Raw genomic sequence first — 20886 nt, forward strand, 5'->3', positions numbered from 1 at the left:
CTAATCACTGGATTAGGCTTTTTTATTGAGCTTTAAACTAAAAAATAGTAAAGTATCTAGGTTAATTTTTTTAAACACTAACAGGAAATGATTATGGGAAAAAGTGTGGTTGTCCTCGGCGCCCAATGGGGTGACGAAGGAAAAGGCAAAATCGTTGATTTATTAACCGACCGAGTAAAATATGTGGTGCGCTATCAAGGCGGCCATAATGCAGGTCATACCTTAATTATCAATGGCGAGAAAACCGTATTGCGTTTAATTCCAAGCGGTATTTTACGTGAGGGCGTCACTTGCTTAATCGGTAACGGCGTGGTGCTTTCTCCCTCTGCTTTAATGCAAGAAATGGGCGAATTAGAAAGCCGTGGTATTAAAGTGCGTGAACGTTTATTGATTTCCGAAGCCTGTCCATTAATCTTGCCTTATCACGTGGCAATGGATCACGCCCGTGAGGCAGCCTTAGGCAATAATAAAATTGGCACCACTGGCCGTGGTATCGGCCCTGCTTATGAAGATAAAGTGGCACGCCGTGGTTTACGTGTCAGCGATTTGTTTAACCGTGAAAAATTTGCGGAAAAACTGAAAACTATTTTAGATTACTATAATTTCCAACTGGTCCATTACTACAAAGCGGAACCCGTCGATTATCAAAAAACCTTAGATGATGTGATGGCCGTTGCCGACGTATTAATTGGCATGGTGGCAGACATCAGCACCCTATTAGATACCGCTCGCAAAAATGGCGACAATATTTTATTTGAGGGCGCACAAGGCACCATGTTAGATATTGACCACGGCACCTATCCGTTCGTCACCAGCTCCAACACCACCGCAGGTGGTGTGGCAACGGGCGCTGGTTTTGGCCCTCGTAACTTGGATTATATTTTAGGCATTATCAAAGCCTACTGTACCCGTGTGGGTGGTGGTCCATTTGCCACCGAATTATTTGATGATATCGGTGCTGAAATTGCACGCAAAGGCAACGAATTTGGTGCGGTCACCGGTCGCCCACGCCGTTGTGGTTGGTTTGACGCCGTTGCCATGCGTCGTGCCATTCAAATTAACAGCATTTCAGGGTTCTGCATGACCAAATTGGACGTATTGGATGGCTTTGATGAAGTCAAAATCTGCGTCGGTTATAAATTACCGAATGGTGAAATCGTGGACTTCGCTCCCCTTTCTGCCAAAGATTGGGAGGGCGTTGAGCCAATTTATGAAAGCATGCCAGGTTGGAAAGAAAATACTTTCGGCGTCACGGATGTTAATCAATTACCGCAAGCCACCCGTGATTATGTCAAACGCATTGAACAAGTCACTGGCGTACCGGTGGCGATTCTGTCTACTGGCCCTGATCGTGTTCAAACCATGATTTTGCAAGATCCTTTTGCTGTTTAATCACCACCCACTCCCCCATTCTGCGCAATGGGGGACGACTTAGGATAAGCCATGCTAACGGAACCACCGCACAACGTTCGAGGTTATTTCAATCCAATAACCCTCAAACGGCTCTTTTACGCCGTCGTAAGTTTGGCGTTTCTTGTGCTTGCGACGCTTATCCTTATCGACCAATATGTTGGCTACAAAGTCCGCCATGATATTTATCGCAATGTCAAGGACACCCCCTACCGTCCCTATGCCGTGGTATTAGGCACCGCCAAATATGTCACCAAAAACACCCCAAATCAATTCTATAATTATCGTTTAGAAAGCACAAAAGCCTTATTTGACTCGGAAAAGATTGACTATATTTTATTGAGTGGGGACAACCGTACATTACAATACAACGAACCCCGCACCATGCGACGAGATCTGATTAAAATGGGCATTGCCCCGCAATATTTATACCCCGATTATGCCGGCTTTCGCACCCTCGACAGCATTATTCGCGCCAAAGAAGTCTTTCATGCGGAACCCATGATTATCATCTCACAGGCATTCCATTGCGAACGAGCCTTATTTATTGCCCAATATCACCATATCAATGCCATCTGTTTTGCCGCAGACAACCCCGATATCTACACCCTCACCCGCTTTCGTGAAATTTTTGCCCGCTTCTTAATGGTATGGGAATTACTGACCGAAAAAAAACCGCACTTTTTGGGGGAACCAGAACCCTTGCCGGCCCCGTTAAATCGGTTAGCAACGGAAGAATAGTGCGGTGGGAAATAGGGGGAAATTATCCCGCACTGACGTACGGGGCGACGCATGTCTAACTACGCCGTAGCTCGATCACGCAAGATATGGAGTATCGTTACTATGCTTAACCCTGTACGTGATGCAGGGCATTTCACCCCGACCACTTATCACTTCATTAATTTATTTTGTATACATTTCAATCTCAACTTGTGCAAAAAAAAACAATGATAAAATGCAAAAAATTTCACGGTTAAATAGTATTTTTGTAGGCTATGAGATACCAAATCTATAATTTTCTTCAAAAACAAAGGAATTTTTATGACAATAGAAAAAAACACACTTAACCGCTGTAAACTTTGGGGGGTATTATTTGTAACGTTACTTCCGCCACTATCCTACTTGCTTTATCTGCAATACACTGGAGATACTAGTGATGCTGCCATTTTACTATTTGTTCATTTTTTACAACTCTTTTCGGTGCTAATTTTATGCAGTATATCCAAATTCATTATAAACACAAAAGACAAATTTTGGCATAAAACCTTAACCATATTATTTATGATTTTTATTTATATCGGTGAAAATTATTGGATATATCATCTATTCAAAGATAGTTTACAAAATTCACATTATATATTTCTCGGTACTACATTTCTTGATCTTGTAATCAGTATGATCTATGTTTGGTGGGCTGATACTTGGGTTCAAAAACTAGAAAAATAACAAACTGTTATAACTTAGTGTTGATGATTTGTGTTTTCCCTGATTATATTTACAAGGTATGTATTTTTAAATTAATTTTCAAATTTTTTTGTAAATAATTAAAAAAATATCTTCCTTTTATTTTAATCTACGATAACATCCAAATTATTAATAATACAAAACAATAAATAATAAAAAGGAGTAATTTATGAAACTTCTCAAAACAATTTTAGTAGGTTCTTTATTTTTAATTTCTCAAAATGCTTTTGCTTATGGTTGCAATGATTTCTCAAGAAGTAAAAATGAATATTGCACCCCTGATGGTTCAAGATTATATTATTATGGTGAAGTCACCAAAGAAATGAAACAAATTAAAAGTACATTTAGGGGAAAAACTTACACATATAAAGATTTGATTCAGCCTTTAAATCCTGATGAAATAGTTGGTTTAGAAGAGTTTTCAAAAGATATTGATAGTTTTTATTGGGAACTAGATAGAAAATTAAATAATCTAACAGAACCCCAATTTATGCAAGTTCTACAAATTCGTGGTGATTATGTAGAGAAAATATTAAATAACAAATATTACAGTCATGATATTATCAATTCCTTAATAGGAATAGATAAAAGAATTATATCTTTATTTGATAAATTCAATGTAACAAAAGAAAATCAAAACTTATTCAAAAAAGGTTCTTCTGAAAAACATAAAATATTAAATATAATGGAAAACCATATTAAATTACAAACATATTAAATTACAAACATATTAAATTACAAACATTTTAAAAAGTAACAAGAAGCAATAATATCATTATTGCTTCTTGTTACTTTTTAAGCATTAAAGTGAGCCTATCCCACATTTTGTGTAAACACCAATTTCACTTAAAGGTGATCATTTAAACGATCACCAAATTCTAGCACAAAATGGTTCAATGCTGCTCGCCAATTTCGGATTGGCATTGAGCATTTGCCAGCTTTTGGCGATTAAGGGGTATTTTGCTTGCCATTTTTGCTCAAAATTAGCTAATTCTTGCAAGGCAACTTGTTCCGTAACGGCTTGATAAATCAGCTTTAAATCCGCTGTTACGGCTTTGTAATCTTTCCAACTGACGTATTTCAAACTATTACGAACCATATGCACGATACAAAGCTGAATTTTCGTTTCAGGAAAAACAGTATTAATCGCATCAGGAAAGCCTTTTAAACCGTCAATGCATGCGATCAGAATATCCTGTACGCCACGATTTTTAAGCTCGGTTAGCACGTTTAACCAAAATTTTGCCCCTTCATTTTCGGCAATCCAAAGCCCTAACAGCTCCTTGCGTCCTTCCAAATTCACGCCAAGAGCGACAAACACGGCTTTATTGATAATCCGTCCACCTTGGCGAACTTTCACCACGATACAATCCAGATAAACAATGGTATACTCTGCGTTAAGGGGTTCATTTTGCCATTCAATAATGCGTTCTTTGACTGAATCTGTTACCCGAGAAATTAAGCTAGGCGAAATATCAGCATCATAAAATTCCTTAAACGAATCAACAATCTCTTGATTACTTAACCCTTTGGCATATAAAGCAATGATTTGCTCATCCATACCCTTGATGCGAGTCTGATTTTTCTTATAACCGAGATGTGAGGTCAACTCAGTATTGAGAGCGGTTTCCACGGTCATTTTTTTCAGCATTCGAGAAAGCTGATTGAGATCTTATGGCGTTTTGAAATTTTTGGCGAGTTCATTAGCCAATAATTTAATTTGTTGTTCATTCATAATGAAAATACCTGTTTTGGTTATTATCTCAGAAACAGGTATTTACACAAATTTTGTTCTAGGCTCCATAAACATTAAGAACTACGGATAAATATATTATATATCAATCATTCTAACATTAAAAAGCAATAACATTTCTGTTATTGCTTTTATCTTTTTAAGCACCTATAACAAAATCTCTCGCACACCACTATAAACCAAATATCCCCCAAAAGCTAAAAATATAACACCCGCCACATTATCAATATAACGACTATATTGACTATAAAAACGTTTTGCTAAAGGACGAGAAAATAACAAAGAAACGGTGTAAAAATAGAAAAAGGTTTCAATCAGAATAATAATAAATGCGGTGACCATTTGCCAGATTTCTTGCATATTGACTAACACCAAAGACATCACACTACTGAAATAAATCACCACTTTAGCATTAGATAAATTGACCCATAAGCCTTTCATGATTTCGGCTTTAACGGTCGTTTTCTGGTTAAAATCCTGTTCCGTAAGTTCAGCAAACACGGTATTTTGCCGACTTTTGGCCATTTTTACGCCAAGATAAGCCAAATAACTGCCACCGAGTAACATAATGACGCCATGTAAAATCGGTAAGGTTTTAAATAAAATCGCCAAGCCTAAAATCGCTGCGGCGGCCCACATGGCCACGCCAAGGGTGATACCCAAAATACCACAAATCGTATTGCGTCTTGAATTACTGGCCGCCATGCGACTCACATATAAAAAATCAGGGCCGGGGCTTAATAAACCGAAAAAATGCACAATAATTAAATTCAGCATGTTACACCACAAATGACATCAAAAAATAAGCCAACACGGCATAGCCAGCGGCCAGCACATCATCAACCATAATCCCAAAACCGCTTTCTAATTTTTGATCAAAATATTTAATCGGAAAGGGTTTCCAAATATCAAATAAACGAAAGAGTACAAATGCCAATACATTGCCGATAATCAAATGTTCGGCGAATAATCCAACCATGCCAATTTGTACAATCCAAATGCCAACAAATTCATCCCAAACAATGGCACCATGATCATGAATACCCATATCATCAGCGGTTTTTTGGCATAAATAACAGCCTACAAAAAAGCAAACTGCGGTGAAAATAATGAATATTTTTAATGGTATGATTTGCATGAATAATATACCAATCAATAATCCAGCCAAACTGCCCCAAGTACCTGGGGCGGGATGAATTAAACCTGAACCCAAGCCCACCGCAAGCAAATGCACAGGGTTGGTTAAGCGAAGTCGTTGTAATGGGGTTTTTATGCTGTCTGTCATGATTTAAAATGTTCAAAGCTAGAGATATGTAAATCTACCATTTTTCCCTGTCGTTGGTAAGTCATATTTTGCTGTGGATTTTTTTCCACGATACGACCAATACAGGTATAAGGCACCTTTAATGGGGCTAAATAGTGATCCAATAAGGCTTTTTGATGATCGGGAACCGTAAAGCAAAGTTCATAATCTTCGCCCCCTTGCAAAGCAAATTGCTCCGCTTGTTCTCGTCCATATAACTTGACCAAGGCAGGAGAACAGGGTAAATCTTCTAGATTTAACACCGCACTTACCCCACTTCGATCTAAAATATGCCCGAGATCACCGACTAAGCCGTCAGAAAGATCTAACGCACAATAGGATAATTGATGTTGCGTTAAAGCTAATCCAAGGGAAATTCTAGGGGTCGGTCTGAGATTGCGTTGAATTAAATAGCTTTCTTCTAAATTCACCGCACTTTTCTTGCCTTGATACAAATCGGAAAGCAAATAAAAACCGGCTAACCCATCTCCGATTGTCCCAGATACATAAATCCAATCCCCCACTTTCGCTTGATCACGGCGAAGTGCGGTGTTTTTTTCCACAAATCCTTGGGCAGTAATGGTAATAGACGGCACGCTTCCACTGGTGGTATCGCCACCAATTAAGGCAACATGATGCTCATTCAAGATTTCAAACATGCCCTGACTAAAAGCTCGTAACCAATTTTCATCTGCTTTCGGCAAGGTTAAAGCTAATGAAATCCATGCAGGTTCAGCCCCCATGGCAGCCAAATCGCTTAAATTGGTGGCCACGGCTTTATAACCTAAATCTCGGGGATCAATATTTGGATAAAAATGCGAATTTTCTACCATGGTATCAGTGGTAATGGCCAAGGATTTGCCGGTTGGAATGGTGGTTAATGCACAATCGTCACCAATATTGAGTTGTACATCCACACGTTGTACAGATTGCTGTGTGAAAAAAGTATCAATGAGATCAAATTCAGTTTTCGCCATGATCGTTACCTAAAAAAAGAGTGGGCATAACTAAGCCCACTTTTTCGTTGTGATTTTCTATCGACGCCCTAAAGACGGTGCCACTTTATCTAATACGCCATTGACATATTTATGGCTATCGTCTGCCCCAAAGGTTTTAGCCACTTCAATAGCCTCATTGATCACCACTTTATAAGGCACATCAAGCACATATTTCAATTCATAGGTCGCTAAACGCAAAATGGCTTTTTCAATCGGAGTTAATTCTTCCGACGTGCGGTCTAAAAAAGGTGCTAAGGTGCTATCTACCGCCGCTAAATTATCCACAGTTTGACGGAATAATTGACGGAAATAGGCCACATCTACGCCTTTTAAATCTTGTTCAGACACAAAAGCCAATTCCACTTCTGCGGCCTCATTTTGCGAAACAGCCCAAGAATACAAGGCTTGTACAGCACATTCTCTGGCACGACGACGTGCTGACGGTTTCTTCACTGGTTCAGTCATAGGATTGCCCATTGTTATTTAATTTGATCAAGTAAGTTGATCATTTCTAACACGACTAATGCAGCCTCAGCCCCTTTATTGCCTGCTTTGGTGCCTGCACGCTCAATGGCTTGTTCAATATTTTCGGTGGTTAATACACCAAATGCCACTGGAATATCCGCATCAAGAGAAACATGACCAATTCCACTGCTCGCTTCACCAGCCACATATTCAAAATGGGCTGTACCACCACGAATAACCGTACCTAAAGCAACGATACCGTCATATTTTTTGCTATCCGCTAAACGGCGAACGGCTAATGGCAATTCATAAGCCCCTGGGACTTTCACCAAGGTAATATTTTCATCTTTCACTTGACCAACACGTTTTAACGCATCAATCGCCCCATCCACTAAACTGTCATTAATAAAATGATTAAAACGAGCCACTACGACGGCAATTTTTGCATTGGGTGCGGCTAATACGCCTTCTAATACTTGCATTTTGTTTCCTTTATAAATAAACACTGAATGACCGTTGATTCTAGCACATAATTGATAATAAAAAAAGGAAACCAATTTGGTTTCCTTTCAGTGAAATTCAAAATGAATTATTTCGTTACAGCCTCTTTTACTTCTGCTGCTTTCTCTGAAACGGCGTCTGCTGCGGCAGCCGCTTTTTCTTTCGCTGCATCTTTCATTTCTGTCATTTTGTCTGAGGCTGAATCTTTCATCTCAGTCATTTTGTCTGACGCTGCGTCTTTCATTTCTGTCATTTTTTCTGACGCTGAGTCTTTCATCTCAGTCATTTTTTCTGACGCTGAATCTTTCATCTCGGTCATTTTTTCTGACGCTGAATCTTTCATCTCGGTCATTTTGTCTGAGGCTGAATCTTTCATCTCGGTCATTTTATCTGCTGCCGCATCTTTCATTTCTACCATTTTGTCTTTAGCTTCGCCGGCTTTTTCTACCATGGCATCTTTGGCTTCAGTTGCTTTTTCTACGGCAACATCTTTCATTTCTTTTGCTGCTTCAACCGTCGCATCTTTGGCTTCAACCACGCTTGCTTTTGCCTCTTCTACTTTAGATGACATTTGATCTTTTGATGCTTGATCACAAGCGGCTAATGCGAATACTGAACTTAATACTAATGTTGCTAATACTGATTTTTTCATTGTTTTTTCCCTAAATAAATGTTTGTTTAATAATATCGGTCTTGCCGATGGTTGCATATTGTGAACAATTTTATTGTAAAATGCAAAAAATTTTACACTCTCTTTACAATTCAAGTCATTTGATTAAATCAAATGGTTTCACGTTCGACTAAAAAAACAGAGCAAAGTTCCCTTTGCCCTGTTAATTGCTTAATTTTTATCAATCACCTTATTCATCAATGGTACGCAATAATTCATTGATACCGACTTTACCAAGGGTTTTAGCATCTACTTTTTTCACAATCACGGCACAATAAAGGCTATATTTTCCGCATTTAGACGGCAAACTACCAGACACCACCACAGAACCGGCAGGCACTCGACCATAATGAATTTCACCGGTTTCACGATCATAAATACGTGTAGATTGACCAATAAACACGCCCATGGAAATCACGCAACCATCTTCCACAATGACACCCTCAACCACCTCAGAACGAGCACCGATAAAACAGTTATCACCAATAATGGTTGGATTGGCTTGCAACGGTTCTAATACCCCACCAATGCCTACGCCACCAGAAAGGTGCACATTTTTACCGATTTGAGCACAAGATCCCACGGTCGCCCAGGTATCCACCATGGTTCCCTCGCCCACATAAGCCCCGATATTCACATAAGACGGCATTAACACGCAATTTTTTGCAATATAGGCCCCTTTACGCACGGTCGCTGACGGCACCACACGAAAACCTTCTTCAGCAAAACGTTGTTCGGTGTAATCAGCAAATTTCAACGCCACTTTGTCATAATATTTGGTTTCCGCACCGTCAATCACTTGGTTATCGTTGATACGAAATGAAAGTAACACAGCTTTTTTCAACCATTGATGGGTGACCCATTCGCCATTCATTTTTTCTGCCACACGATAAGTGCCTTTGTCTAATCCCTCAATAACCTGTTCAATAGCTGAACGTGTTTCAGCGTCAACGGTTTTTGGGGTAATCTCTGCACGTTTTTCAAAGGCATTTTCAATGATTGTTTGTAAATTTGACATAAATTTTCTTTCCTATTTGTCGATATAAAATAATTTAACGAGTTTTACCATAACTTGCGGTAAAATTCACCTGTTCTTAACGATATTTTTTGCCGTCATCGCCGTCTTGTTCGGTTTTAAAGCGACGGTGTAACCACATATACTGATCCACCCCTTTCATAATTTCGCTCTCCACCACTTGATTCATCCGAATCGCAATCTCTTTTTCTGAACTCACATCCGTGAAATCCACCGGCGGAGAAATGGTGACGGTATAACCTGAATTATCCTTATTGCGTAACGGTGCAAAAGGAATGACCTTACTGGTGGGGGAGGCTTTCAGTAAATAATAAGATCCTGTGGTTGTGGCGGCATCTTGCACCGCAAAAAACGGAATAAACACCGCACTTTTTTGCCCATAATCATGATCAGGTGCATACCAAATCGTATCCCCTTGGCGGAGTGCTTTTACCATGGCTCGCAAATTTTTCCGATCCAATAAATGCTTATTGGAACGCATTCTTCCCCAAGCCTGTAACCAGTCCATAATCGGCTTGTCATTGGGACGATACACCCCAATCCCTGGGTGATAAAGCCCGACAATTCTCGCCCCTAATTCTAAGGTTAAGAAATGCACGCCCACTAAAATAATCCCATCTTTGGCATTTTCTTTTAGATATTCCACGCCATCAATTTTCGACCATTTTTTAATCCGTTGATCCGACCAAAACCACGCCATGCCAGTTTCAATAATGGCCATGCCCACATTATTTAAATGGGCTTGTAAGACTTCCTCTCGTTGTTGTGCCGACCAGTCAGGAAAAGCCAATTCAAGGTTACGCTGTGCAATTTTGGCACGACGCTTACCGACTTTTAATCGCTTAAATAGCCCACTTAATCCACTGCCAATTTTCACCAAACAAGGATAAGGCAAACATAATAGTAACCAATATAATCCCAAGCCTAACCAAAATCCCCAATATTTAGGATGCAGAAACGCTTTTTGAAACCTTGGATAAGGATGATGATTTTCCGACATAATGCCCCTCAATAAATAAACTCCGCATAGTTTAACCGAATTTCATCGAAATTTTAAGCCAAACTGTTTTATGCTGTGGTAAAATCAGCAAAAATATTTTTATTCTATACTATTAGGACATATTTTATGAATCAATTCTCTGCACAATTTCCCCATGCAAAAGTGTTAGTTCTTGGTGATGTGATGTTAGACCGCTACTGGTTTGGTGCGACTAACCGTATTTCTCCCGAGGCTCCGGTTCCCGTCGTTCGTGTACAAGAAAATGAAGAACGCGCAGGCGGAGCCGCAAACGTCGCCATGAATATTGCCTCACTGAACGTACCAGTTGAATTGCTCGGCTTAATTGGTCATGATGAAACAGGGGTTGCCTTAACGCACTTATTAGAACAACAAAAAATTGAGTGTAATTTTGTTAAATTAGACACCCATCCGACCATTACTAAATTACGTATTCTCTCTCGTCATCAACAACTATTACGTCTTGATTTTGAAGAAGATTTTCATCAAGCCCCGACCAATGACTTATTACAGAAACTAGAAAGTGCGGTGAAAAATGTCGGTGCTTTAATCCTCTCCGACTACGGCAAAGGCACCCTAGCGGAAGTTCAAAAGATGATTCAAATCGCACGCCAAGCCAATGTGCCTGTATTGATCGATCCAAAAGGGACTGACTTTGAACGCTACCGTGGAGCCACTTTATTAACGCCGAATATGTCCGAATTTGAGGCTGTGGTGGGAAAATGCCACAGCGAAAAAGATATTATTGAAAAAGGCTTAAAGCTGATTTCTGATATTAATTTAACCGCACTTTTAGTCACACGTTCAGAAAAAGGCATGACCTTATTACGCCCAAATCAACCAGCTTATCACTTACCAACCGTGGCCAAAGAAGTGTTTGATGTCACCGGTGCTGGTGATACCGTCATCAGTGTGCTTGCTACCGCTCTCGCAGATGGCCGTTCTTTTGAAGAATCTTGTTATTTAGCCAATATTTCTGCCGGTATCGTGGTGGGAAAACTCGGTACTTCTACAGTATCAACGGTGGAATTAGAAAATGCGATTCATGGCAGAACTTCTACTGGCTTTGGCATTATGAATGAAAGCGAACTCAAAACGGCAGTGCAATTAGCCAAAGATCGTGGCGAAAAAATTGTGATGACCAACGGTTGTTTCGACATTTTGCACCCTGGTCATGTTTCCTACTTAGAAAACGCCAGAAAACTCGGCGATCGCTTAATCGTTGCCGTGAACACCGATCATTCCGTTAAACGCTTAAAAGGCGAAACACGCCCAATCAATGATTTAGCCGGTCGCATGGCGGTACTCGCCGGCTTATCTTCTGTGGACTGGCTGGTTGCCTTTGATGAGGACACGCCACAACGTTTAATTGCTGAAATCTTACCTGATTTATTAGTTAAAGGTGGGGATTACAATCCTGAAGATATTGCGGGCGCCAAAGAAGTCTGGGCCAATGGCGGTGACGTTCAAGTCTTGAATTTTGAAAATGGTTGCTCCACCAGTAACGTCATTCAAAAGATCCAAGCGTTGAAAGATTAAGCAATTGAAAAGTGCGGTGAAAAAAGAACTTGTTTTTCACAAAATCTTTCTATATTATTACCGCACTTTTGAGAACAATCTCATTTTTCATATTTCAAATATGCGACTATAGCTCAGTTGGTTAGAGCACCACCTTGACATGGTGGGGGTCACTGGTTCGAGTCCAGCTAGTCGCACCATTTAACCCATTCATAACTCACCGTAACTAATCAAAAAACACAAATAAGCCCTTATTCAACGAGCTATTTCGTCGATTTAGATTATCGTAATCGCTCGGAATTGGTATTAACCATATCTAATCATGGATTTTAGTAGAATCTTTCTATTACTGCAAAAAATGCGTACTACTAAAAACAGGGAAAAGCCTTATCCTTTGTTCTTTAACAGCTCAATCACCTCTTTTAAAGCATTTATTTCACTGTCTTTTTGTTCCAGTAGTTTGTTATTTTGAACTAGAATTTCTTGACTATGTGATAACGATAATTTTAATTTCTCTATCTCAATCTGTAATAATGTTTCATTGACCCCCTGATATATTGATCCTAAAGGCGATTCAATTTGAAAACAGATATTCTTTTCTCCAGATGAAATCAGTTCAACAACATCAATGTCAAGAATTTGAGCTATTTTTTCTAATTTATCCAAGTAGAGTTTAGTTTCACCACGTTCAATTTTGGCATAACCATTTAAAGACATTTCCATTTTTTCAGCCATTTGTTCCTGTGACCAATCTTTTAACTCTCTGATTTTACGTATTTTTTCATTAACATTCATTATATACTCACTTTTAGGTTAATTAGCTCTACAAATCGTTGTGATAATGTACATTTTTTGTTGCTAGAATTCAATAAAATTTATATCTATAATAGCCAATAACTACAAATTCATTTATGGAGATTTCTTATGAGAGCACTTGCTAATGTCTTGTGGCACATTCCTTTTTTGGGCTTTCTAGACGCATTATTTTGTTTTTTTATTGGTTCTATTCTAACTATTACAGTTGTTGGGGCACCAATTGGTTTAGGGCTTATTCAATATTCTAAATTTTTATTATTGCCGTTCAAGTATGAAATGATCAAAAAATCGGATACTGATCTTGAATCAAATAAAGCGTGGAAGTTATATGGATTTTTGTTAAAAATCATCTACGTTCCATTTATTGGCTTACCTTTACTTTTAATCAGTATCATTCAAATTATAGCTTTGATCTTTTCAATTATTGGTATTCCTTGTGCTATTGTCCTTGCAAAATCATTAAGCACAATTTTTCAACCTGTTGAAAAAATTTGTGTTCCACGTTTGGTTGCTAATGCTATTCATCAGCATAATGCAGAAGAACAAATGAAAAAATATATCAAGGAGAAATAAATGAAAATCGTAAGATTAATTTTAACTGGTTTGTTTTTAATATCTATTTCATCAACTTCTATTGCCACAAGTTACCTTTCCGTCTTCAAATACGCAGTTTTAGAAAAAGCGACACCCGAAGATAGCAAAGAACTAACAAATCAAGTTAAAATTGAAGTAAAAGTTAAAAACACATCAAATTATCACGTGACTGGGCGTTGGGGTGCAACATATTATCCAGGTAGAGCGGAAAAATATATCAATGATTTTGATCGTTGTATGATTAAATTTGTCGCTAATTTTGCGGCTACAATGGATGACGCAATTTATGGTATTCGTGAATGTCAAATTAAAACCAATCAATTACCCCATCTAAATGCAAGATTTGAATAGGAGAATTTCAATGAAAAAATTAATTTTAGTCTCTACTTTGTTATCTACTGTTGCTATTCAAGCACATTCAAAATCCATTGATTTTGATAATAGTATGAATGGTGATTCTTTTTCTATCTCATATCCTAATGGGCTATTTTCTGACAAAGTTGAAAAATGTTTACGTGATGATGTGCAATATGATCCACCGCTAGATACCATGATTATTTCCACATTTAAGCATTGCGAAAAGAAAACTAAAGAAAATTTAACCAATGTTAAAAATAATAAAAACTTGAAGAGCGTAATTATTGTTACCCATTATTCCAATGAATCTGATGAAGAAACACCCCAATGTGCAGATTGGTGTACAAAAGCAATCACACTTCCACAGTTGCTTAAACAATAATATTTGGTCATAAAGTCTGCCCCCTACTTAATTGGTATTAGCCTAACTATTTAGGGGGCAGATCATCACCTCACGTTTTTATTCAATAGAATAATTAAGAACGTTTAACGCCTAACACAATATGTGAGGCTTTAATTAACGCACGTACTGGAGAACCCACCACAAGCCCAAGATTCTTGAGGCTAGTTTCAGTGATAATAGCCGTCAGTTCTACTCCACCTGCGGTTTTTACCGTCACTTCCGCATTCACTGCGCCATCGGTAACTTGTTGCACCACTGCATCAAATTGGTTGCGTGAAGATAAGATCAAATCGTTGTCAGTGGATAACATCACTGAGGGGGCTTTGAAAATCGCCACCACATCAGAGCCAACTTGTAAACCAAGATGCTGAGTACTTTCCGAGGTAATTGACGCCACTAATTTTTCGCCACTGGCTAAAGCCAGTTCGATCACATCCGTGGTGACGCCTGTTTTAATTTCTTGAACGGTTGCTTGAAGTTGGTTTCTTGCACTAATTGCCATAATTTTCCTTGTTAAATTAAAATAATAAATCACAAATTTCATTATAACGGAAAAATTTCACTTGAACATTATATATAAAAATATATAATGAATAAAAGATAATAAATTAGGTAGTAAAGTTTTGCGAGCTTCGTCCCACGTTGCTCGCTTTTTTTCTGCGGTTTAGCATTCGTGAACCATATTCACTTTAACGCTCAATCGCAAAACCTGAAAATGCTCGCTCGCCCTCATAAGCCTGGGTTAGCACACGACTAACCTCAGAAGAGGGTGAACCTTGATGGAGCCATTGCGCCATATCTTCAATCTGCTCTGGATTACCCTCTGCAACCACTAAAACGGCGCCATCAGATAAATTTTTCACATAGCCCCTAATGCCTAATTTCTGCGCTTGTAACAATGTATAAAAACGAAATCCCACACCTTGCACTCGTCCATAGACAGTAAATTGTATTTTTTCCATATATCCCTCTGTTATTTTTACAAAATATCAATTTTTTTGCATTCTGCTATTTCCATTTTAGCAAAATTAGCATAGCATATTAACAGTTACTTTAACCCATCCTATTTATTGAAAGGAGTAAATATGAAATTTCGTCTTGCGACCCTTACAGCCGTCGCATTATTCGCCAGTTCTGCCAGTTTCGCTGGCGTAGTGACGACCTCATCTAATCTGGATTTTCTCGCCATTGATGGGCAAAAAGCCAGTAAATCATTATTGAAAGATGTGCGTTCGTTTACAATTAACGATAACAATACCCATCAAGTGGTGGTGAGAGTATCGGAAATTGTGCGTGAGGGATCTGATCGTAGTTTATTTGAAAGCGATCCTATTGTGGTGACGTTCCAAGGTAGCAACGAAGATATTCAAATTTCTGCACCGCACTTAGGCACAGATCGTGATGCGGAACAATTTAAACAAAATCCAAGCATTACGGTAAAAACCGCCTCAGGTAAAGCCTTAACAGTGAAACAGGACTATTTAAAACAAGAAGGCTTTTTACCAGGCGTAAACTTAGTGGAGAATTTGTCTGAATACAATTCCTCTGGTGCTGTTGCTGCGGTGCCTGCCTTAGCCACCGCCACCTTGCCAGCCACCGTTGCTACTGTGGGTACAAATGGTAAAGTGCAAAAAGGTAAAGTAACCGTACAAGGTGAAAATGCGGCAGAGCAAATGTTGCAATATTGGTATCAACAAGCCGATAAAGAAACCCAACAACGTTTCTTAAATTGGGTGAAAAACCAAAAATAATCTTGCCTTGCGCATCTTCTCTCGCCCTGTACTTTCGTACGGGGCATTTGTCTTTGTTTACAGGAAAGCATTATGGCGTTTATCTTAAATATTCTCAATTTCGTCCTCGGTGGCTTTGCGGTGACACTCGGTTGGTTGGTGGCTACGGTGATCAGTGCGATATTGATTGTCACCTTGCCTTATACCCGTAGCTGTTGGGAAATCACCAAAATGTCTTTGGTGCCTTTTGGCAATGATATTGTGCATGTGAAATATTTAGAGCCTGCTCATTCTGGATCAGAGGTATTAGGTAAAGTCTTAAATATTGTATGGTTTGTGTTCTGCGGTTGGTGGCTATGTTTAATGCACATTTTTGTGGGCATTGGCCAATGTGTCAGTTTAGTTAGCATTCCAACTGGCCTAGCGCATTTTAAATTAGCGCCGATTTCCTTGTTCCCCGTCGGACAACGGGTGGTCAGCAAAGAATTAGCAGCGTTTGCTCGTCAGCAAGCAGCAGAGCGGGAATTTACCTTACGCCGTAATGCCTAAGGACAATAAGCGAACAAGGCGATCCTATGCAAAAAAAGGGACTTCAACTCAACAGTAAAATCATTGCCATCTTGCCGATTGCCATTGCGGTCAATCTGGCTTGTGTGTTGATCTGGTTATTGCAGATTACCGACCAAAGCATGCCGTTAATTTTAGGCGTGATTGCGGCCAGTTTGGTGGATTTAGATCACCGTTTATCTGGTCGCTTAAAGAATATTTTTTATACACTGATTGCCTTTTCCATTTCTTCCTTAGTCACCCAATATTTTCTCAATCAGGGCATTTGGTTTGTCCTCTCCATGACCGCCATGACCTTTGTATTCACCATGATTGGCGCAGTAGGACAACGTTATAGCACCATTGCGTTTGGCACTTTGGTGGTATCGCTTTACACCACCCTCGCTTATATACCAGACACGCCTTGGTATATTAATCCGTTAATGATTTTAGCCGGTACCCTGTTATATAGTGTAATTACCGTCACGGTACATCTTTGCTTTCCACACCGTCCCTTGCAAGAAAAAGTCAGTCGGGCATTTGTCGCCTTGGGGGCCTATTTGGATGCCAAAGCGGCATTTTTTGATCCTGATGATATTGAGCAGTTGGCAAACAAACAATTAACTTTAACCATGAAAAATAGCCAGTTAATTCAGGTGTTTAATGAATGTCGCACCGCACTATTTTATCGTATGCGAGATAATCACCGCTATTCTTACACCAGTAAAATGTGCCGTTATTATATGGCGGCGCAAGAAATCCACGAATGCGCCAATTCAAGCCATTTTGACTATAAAACCTTGGCCGAACAGCTTAAAAATGCCGATCTGATTTTTCGCATTCAACGCCTGTTAGAATTGCAAGCACAAGCCTGTCGAGACATTGCCCATGCCTTGCAAAAAGCCCAAGATTATCAACCACAAGCCCGTTTGGAACGCGCCATACAGGGGATCAGTCAATCCTTTGAATTATATGCGCAACAGCACCAAGATAATTCAGCATTACATCATATTAAAACATTGCTCGATAACTTGCATAATATTCATTGCCAACTGCAATCCCTTTCGCAACCTATACAAACACCTGAAACCCGCACGATTTACACCGAAAATATCACGGGGCTACGTCAAATTGTACGCCATATTGGCCGTCATTTTACCTTTCAATCCCAACTGTTCCGCCATGCCATGCGCTTGTCCTTGGTGGTGTTTTTCTGCTGTGCGTTGGTGGAATATTTTCACTTACAAGCGGATCGGGGCTATTGGATTTTGCTGACCATTATTTTTGTTTGTCAGCCCAATTATTCCGCCACCAAACTACGCCTGAAACAACGGATTATCGGCACCATTTTAGGGGTGATTGTGGGATCGCTATTGCCTTATATGACCTCAACTTTGGAGGCTAAATTGGCGGTGGTAGTGATCGCCAGTACGCTGTTTTATTTCTTCCGTAGCAATAATTACAGTTTCTCAACCTTTTTTATTACCATTCAAGTGTTGGCCAGCTTTGATATTATGGGATTCGATCTGTATGCCGCCTTGTTGCCTCGCTTAATTGATACCCTGATTGGTACTGCGTTGGCATGGTTTGCCGTGAGTTATTTGTGGTCGGATTGGAAATATTTGCAACTTGATCAGGTCAGCCAACAGGTGATCAAAAGCCAAGCTAATTATCTATTGCATATTATTAGCCATTTACAATTTGGCCGTGGCGACGATTTGAAATACCGTATTGTACGACGTGAGGCCCATGACAACTCAACAAGATTAAGCACCACCATCAGCAATATGAACAATGAGCCGAAAAAATACGCTCGCCATTTGCAACAAGGCTTTGAATTATTAAAATTAAACACCGCACTTTTAGGCTATATTTCTGCCTTGGGTGCCTATCGTGAGCAAATGCAAAAGCTCACGCAAGATGTCCTGTTTCTCAGTGAATTTTACCCTATTGCTAAGAAAATTATTCAGCTATTAGATAATTTGCCTAGCCTAAGTGCGGTACAATTTGAGGCACTTTTTCAGCAAATCGATCAAGGCATTAAAAACAGTCTGGCACAAACCAACGACACGCCAAGCCGTGCGGTATTTAATATGCCAATGCAACAGCTCAATTTAATGGCACAACTGTTGCCACCGCTTTATCACCTTGTACAAACACCGACAAATCAGGATCGCCCCAATGAAATTACTGCCGTTTAAACTAGTCTTATTCGGATTATACTTCAGCTTACCTCTTTTGGCTCATGCTGATTTGGCAGAACAACGTCAAATACAACGTGAAATCTATGGTAAAATTAATGAAATATTGAACCAGTCTAGCAGTCAACCGACCCAACAACTGGCGCAACAACTGCTAGAGCAAATTCAAGATTACCCGCTGTTCCCTTATGCGGAATATCGCTTATTGCAAGCCAACAAAACGCAATTAACTTTGGCACAAATTGAGGCATATCAGCCCCATCAACCCAATCCCAACTTTGCCGAACACTTAAAAAGCGACTGGTTAAAACAGCGTATCGCCAAACAAGAGTGGACAGAAATTTTAGCTCATGCGGATTCATTGCCGCAAGATACCGCAACACAATGTGTACTGTTACAAGCAGAAAATGCCACATCCTCTCAAATACAAACAACAGATAAAACTCACGAAAAAAACACCACACTTTCAGCACCAACCTTGCCCCAAAACAAACTCACAGCCCTCTGGCTTACAGGCAAATCCTTGCCTAGCCTATGCGATCCAATATTAGCCCAATGGCATGCGCAAGGCGGCTTAACTCCCGATTTAGCCAAGCAACGAGCGGTATTGGCTTTTGAGCAAGGTAATATCAATTTACTTAAACATTTGCAACAACAATTAACCGACGAGGCCAACCAACAATGGGTGGCGGGTTTAGTGTCATTACGCAACAATCCATTGGCATTCACCGATCCTCATGCAATGTTTGCGGTGCAAAACTTATCACCTGACAATGGGTTACATACACAAATTTTACTCGTGGCGGTGCCAGCTTATATTAAAAAATTGCCCGCCAACTCACTTGATCTCAGCCAACAATTATCCCAATTTGAAAAATGGGCAACTGCGTTTCAGCTTAATGGCAGCCAACTGACCGACTGGCAAAAAGCCTATTTAAGCCAATTTTTTGACAGTGAGAATGCAGAATTTCAACACTGGCGAGATACGCAGTTAACCCAATGGAAAGACGATAAACTCACTGAACGCCGCATTCGTCTGGCCATTCGTGAAAAAGCCGATCTTGCTCCTTGGCTAAATTTGCTTTCGGTATCTAGTCAACAAAAAGAAGAATGGCAATATTGGATTGCCCAACAAGCGGATCCTGAAAAAAAACAGCACATTTTAACCGCACTTTCTACCCAACGGAGCTTTTATGCCATGCTCGCAGCACAGGAATTGGGCATTCCTTACCAACCAGAAATGTTACACTTTACCTTAAATGTAGAAGAACCAACCCCCGTCACTACAAAGAAAACAAACGGTAAAGCCAAACAGGGAAAAGACGCAGCTACGCAACAGGTGGCAGAAAATCAAACCGTGGAAAAACGTTTCGCTAAGGTATTGGCTCGCATTACCGAACTGCGTTATTTTCATGATGACCGTAATATGAACAGCGAATGGGCGAATTTGTTAAAGCCGCTGTCACAAAACGACCAATTAGCCTTAGCCGATTATGCTGCCAAACAAGGTTGGTACGATCTCAGTGTGGAGGCGACCATTCAAGCCAAGGCTTGGGGCTATTTATCGCTACGCTTGCCTAATGCTTATCGTCAATGGTTTGATTTACACTTAAACGGCAAACAGATCAAGCGCACCTTTGCCATGGCCATTGCTCGTCAAGAAAGTGCTTGGCGCCCGAATGTCAGCTCCAGTGCCAATGCACGAGGATTAATGCAGTTATTGCCCACCACGGCCAAACTGACCGCACAACAAACCCAGTTGCCATATGGCGATGAACAGCAATTATTTGATCCTTTTTATAATATCATGCTCGGCACTGCGCATTTGCAGCAACTGTATGATAAATATGGTGATAATCGTATTTTGATTGCTGCCGCTTACAATGCAGGCGCCAACCGAGTAGATCGTTGGTTAGAAAAATCCAACGGCACCTTGACCATGGCAGAATTTGTGGCCGCCATTCCTTTTTATGAAACCCGAGGCTATGTACAAAATGTGTTGGCTTACGACAGCTATTACCAAATTTTGCAGCAACAACCCCAAATTTTGTTTTCCCAAACTGAGCAAGATCGTTTATACTAATATGCACTAGTTTAATAGTG

General features: G+C 39.8%; 23 protein-coding genes, 1 tRNA gene and 1 pseudogene. 13 read left to right on the plus strand and 12 right to left on the minus strand.

The features are described from left to right. The first annotated feature begins 93 nt into the window (after positions 1–93). The 4 genes from ACTG7Q_RS05765 (at position 94) to ACTG7Q_RS05780 (ending at position 3592) form a co-directional block, all read left to right on the plus strand. Positions 94–1392, plus strand: a complete 1299-nt coding sequence (locus ACTG7Q_RS05765) for an adenylosuccinate synthase (protein ID WP_439241803.1) — start codon at positions 94–96, stop codon at positions 1390–1392. 51 nt (positions 1393–1443) lie between these two features. Continuing rightward, complete coding sequence (locus tag ACTG7Q_RS05770) at positions 1444–2151, plus strand: SanA/YdcF family protein (RefSeq protein ID WP_439241806.1); 708 nt, start codon at positions 1444–1446, stop codon at positions 2149–2151. A 300-nt stretch (positions 2152–2451) separates the two neighbouring features. Beyond that, entirely contained in the window at positions 2452–2856 is a 405-nt protein-coding gene (locus ACTG7Q_RS05775) for a hypothetical protein (protein ID WP_439241809.1), read from the plus strand. A 187-nt stretch (positions 2857–3043) separates the two neighbouring features. Then, positions 3044–3592, plus strand: a complete 549-nt coding sequence (locus tag ACTG7Q_RS05780) for a hypothetical protein (RefSeq protein ID WP_439241811.1) — start codon at positions 3044–3046, stop codon at positions 3590–3592. Positions 3593–3720: 128 nt separating this feature from the next. On the opposite strand, the pseudogene ACTG7Q_RS05785 reads toward ACTG7Q_RS05780, so the two are convergent. The 9 genes and pseudogenes from ACTG7Q_RS05785 to lpxL form a co-directional block, all read right to left on the minus strand. Continuing rightward, positions 3721–4609: pseudogene (locus tag ACTG7Q_RS05785) on the minus strand (IS256 family transposase). A 165-nt stretch (positions 4610–4774) separates the two neighbouring features. Beyond that, positions 4775–5404 (minus strand): homoserine/threonine efflux transporter, encoded by a 630-nt coding sequence (locus tag ACTG7Q_RS05790; protein WP_439241814.1) that lies wholly within the window; start codon positions 5402–5404, stop codon positions 4775–4777. A gap of 1 nt (position 5405) precedes the next feature. After that, positions 5406–5912 carry a phosphatidylglycerophosphatase A family protein gene (locus ACTG7Q_RS05795; RefSeq protein ID WP_439241817.1) on the minus strand — a complete coding sequence of 169 codons (507 nt, stop codon included), beginning with the start codon at positions 5910–5912 and terminating at the stop codon, positions 5406–5408. Next, complete coding sequence (thiL, locus tag ACTG7Q_RS05800) at positions 5909–6907, minus strand: thiamine-phosphate kinase (RefSeq protein WP_439241820.1); 999 nt, start codon at positions 6905–6907, stop codon at positions 5909–5911. Before thiL ends, ACTG7Q_RS05795 begins: the two co-directional genes overlap by 4 nt. Positions 6908–6964: 57 nt before the next feature. Then, positions 6965–7393: a transcription antitermination factor NusB gene (gene nusB, locus ACTG7Q_RS05805; protein ID WP_439241822.1), complete on the minus strand. Its 429-nt coding sequence runs from the start codon at positions 7391–7393 to the stop codon at positions 6965–6967. Positions 7394–7407: 14 nt separating this feature from the next. Beyond that, a complete protein-coding gene (ribH, locus tag ACTG7Q_RS05810) occupies positions 7408–7875 on the minus strand; it encodes a 6,7-dimethyl-8-ribityllumazine synthase (RefSeq protein ID WP_439241824.1) in 468 nt (155 codons plus the stop codon). A 107-nt stretch (positions 7876–7982) separates the two neighbouring features. After that, positions 7983–8546, minus strand: coding sequence for a hypothetical protein (locus ACTG7Q_RS05815; RefSeq protein WP_439241827.1), 564 nt, complete (start codon positions 8544–8546; stop codon positions 7983–7985). Positions 8547–8754: 208 nt separating this feature from the next. Beyond that, positions 8755–9582, minus strand: a complete 828-nt coding sequence (gene dapD, locus ACTG7Q_RS05820) for a 2,3,4,5-tetrahydropyridine-2,6-dicarboxylate N-succinyltransferase (protein ID WP_439241830.1) — start codon at positions 9580–9582, stop codon at positions 8755–8757. Positions 9583–9658: 76 nt separating this feature from the next. After that, entirely contained in the window at positions 9659–10600 is a 942-nt protein-coding gene (gene lpxL, locus ACTG7Q_RS05825) for an LpxL/LpxP family Kdo(2)-lipid IV(A) lauroyl/palmitoleoyl acyltransferase (protein WP_439241833.1), read from the minus strand. A 126-nt stretch (positions 10601–10726) separates the two neighbouring features. Between lpxL and hldE the strand changes: the two genes are divergently transcribed. Together hldE and ACTG7Q_RS05835 are read left to right on the plus strand one after the other, a co-directional pair. Continuing rightward, complete coding sequence (hldE, locus tag ACTG7Q_RS05830; RefSeq protein ID WP_439241836.1) at positions 10727–12157, plus strand: bifunctional D-glycero-beta-D-manno-heptose-7-phosphate kinase/D-glycero-beta-D-manno-heptose 1-phosphate adenylyltransferase HldE; 1431 nt, start codon at positions 10727–10729, stop codon at positions 12155–12157. Between the two features lie 102 nt (positions 12158–12259). After that, a tRNA-Val gene (locus ACTG7Q_RS05835) sits at positions 12260–12336 on the plus strand. Positions 12337–12523: 187 nt separating this feature from the next. Here the strand turns inward: ACTG7Q_RS05835 and ACTG7Q_RS05840 are convergent. Further along, a complete protein-coding gene (locus ACTG7Q_RS05840) occupies positions 12524–12931 on the minus strand; it encodes a helix-turn-helix domain-containing protein (protein ID WP_439241838.1) in 408 nt (135 codons plus the stop codon). A gap of 129 nt (positions 12932–13060) precedes the next feature. Here ACTG7Q_RS05840 and ACTG7Q_RS05845 point away from each other — a divergent pair, with 129 nt between their 5' ends. The 3 genes from ACTG7Q_RS05845 to ACTG7Q_RS05855 are packed head-to-tail and all read left to right on the plus strand — an operon-like array spanning position 13061 to position 14285. Then, on the plus strand, positions 13061–13525 hold the full coding sequence (locus ACTG7Q_RS05845) for a YccF domain-containing protein (RefSeq protein WP_439241840.1): 465 nt from the start codon (positions 13061–13063) through the stop codon (positions 13523–13525). After that, positions 13526–13897 (plus strand): hypothetical protein, encoded by a 372-nt coding sequence (locus ACTG7Q_RS05850; protein WP_439241842.1) that lies wholly within the window; start codon positions 13526–13528, stop codon positions 13895–13897. It abuts the gene before it with no gap. Between the two features lie 10 nt (positions 13898–13907). After that, on the plus strand, positions 13908–14285 hold the full coding sequence (locus ACTG7Q_RS05855) for a hypothetical protein (RefSeq protein ID WP_439241844.1): 378 nt from the start codon (positions 13908–13910) through the stop codon (positions 14283–14285). Positions 14286–14379: 94 nt separating this feature from the next. Here ACTG7Q_RS05855 and ACTG7Q_RS05860 read toward each other — a convergent pair whose 3' ends face one another. Next, positions 14380–14808: a TOBE domain-containing protein gene (locus ACTG7Q_RS05860; protein ID WP_439241846.1), complete on the minus strand. Its 429-nt coding sequence runs from the start codon at positions 14806–14808 to the stop codon at positions 14380–14382. 187 nt (positions 14809–14995) lie between these two features. Further along, positions 14996–15268, minus strand: a complete 273-nt coding sequence (locus tag ACTG7Q_RS05865) for an acylphosphatase (RefSeq protein WP_439241848.1) — start codon at positions 15266–15268, stop codon at positions 14996–14998. A 123-nt stretch (positions 15269–15391) separates the two neighbouring features. Between ACTG7Q_RS05865 and ACTG7Q_RS05870 the strand changes: the two genes are divergently transcribed. From ACTG7Q_RS05870 to ACTG7Q_RS05885, 4 genes are all read left to right on the plus strand, one after another. Beyond that, complete coding sequence (locus ACTG7Q_RS05870) at positions 15392–16057, plus strand: curli polymerization inhibitor CsgI-related protein (RefSeq protein WP_439241850.1); 666 nt, start codon at positions 15392–15394, stop codon at positions 16055–16057. A 72-nt stretch (positions 16058–16129) separates the two neighbouring features. Further along, positions 16130–16585, plus strand: a complete 456-nt coding sequence (locus ACTG7Q_RS05875) for a YccF domain-containing protein (RefSeq protein ID WP_439241852.1) — start codon at positions 16130–16132, stop codon at positions 16583–16585. Between the two features lie 26 nt (positions 16586–16611). Then, on the plus strand, positions 16612–18783 hold the full coding sequence (yccS, locus tag ACTG7Q_RS05880; RefSeq protein ID WP_439241854.1) for a YccS family putative transporter: 2172 nt from the start codon (positions 16612–16614) through the stop codon (positions 18781–18783). Continuing rightward, positions 18764–20866 carry a transglycosylase SLT domain-containing protein gene (locus ACTG7Q_RS05885; protein WP_439241856.1) on the plus strand — a complete coding sequence of 701 codons (2103 nt, stop codon included), beginning with the start codon at positions 18764–18766 and terminating at the stop codon, positions 20864–20866. Before yccS ends, ACTG7Q_RS05885 begins: the two co-directional genes overlap by 20 nt. Positions 20867–20886: the final 20 nt, after the last annotated feature.

Origin of the sequence: Lonepinella sp. BR2474, from assembly GCF_051851555.1 — a bacterium.
In the GTDB taxonomy this organism is placed as follows: Bacteria; Pseudomonadota; Gammaproteobacteria; order Enterobacterales; family Pasteurellaceae; genus Lonepinella.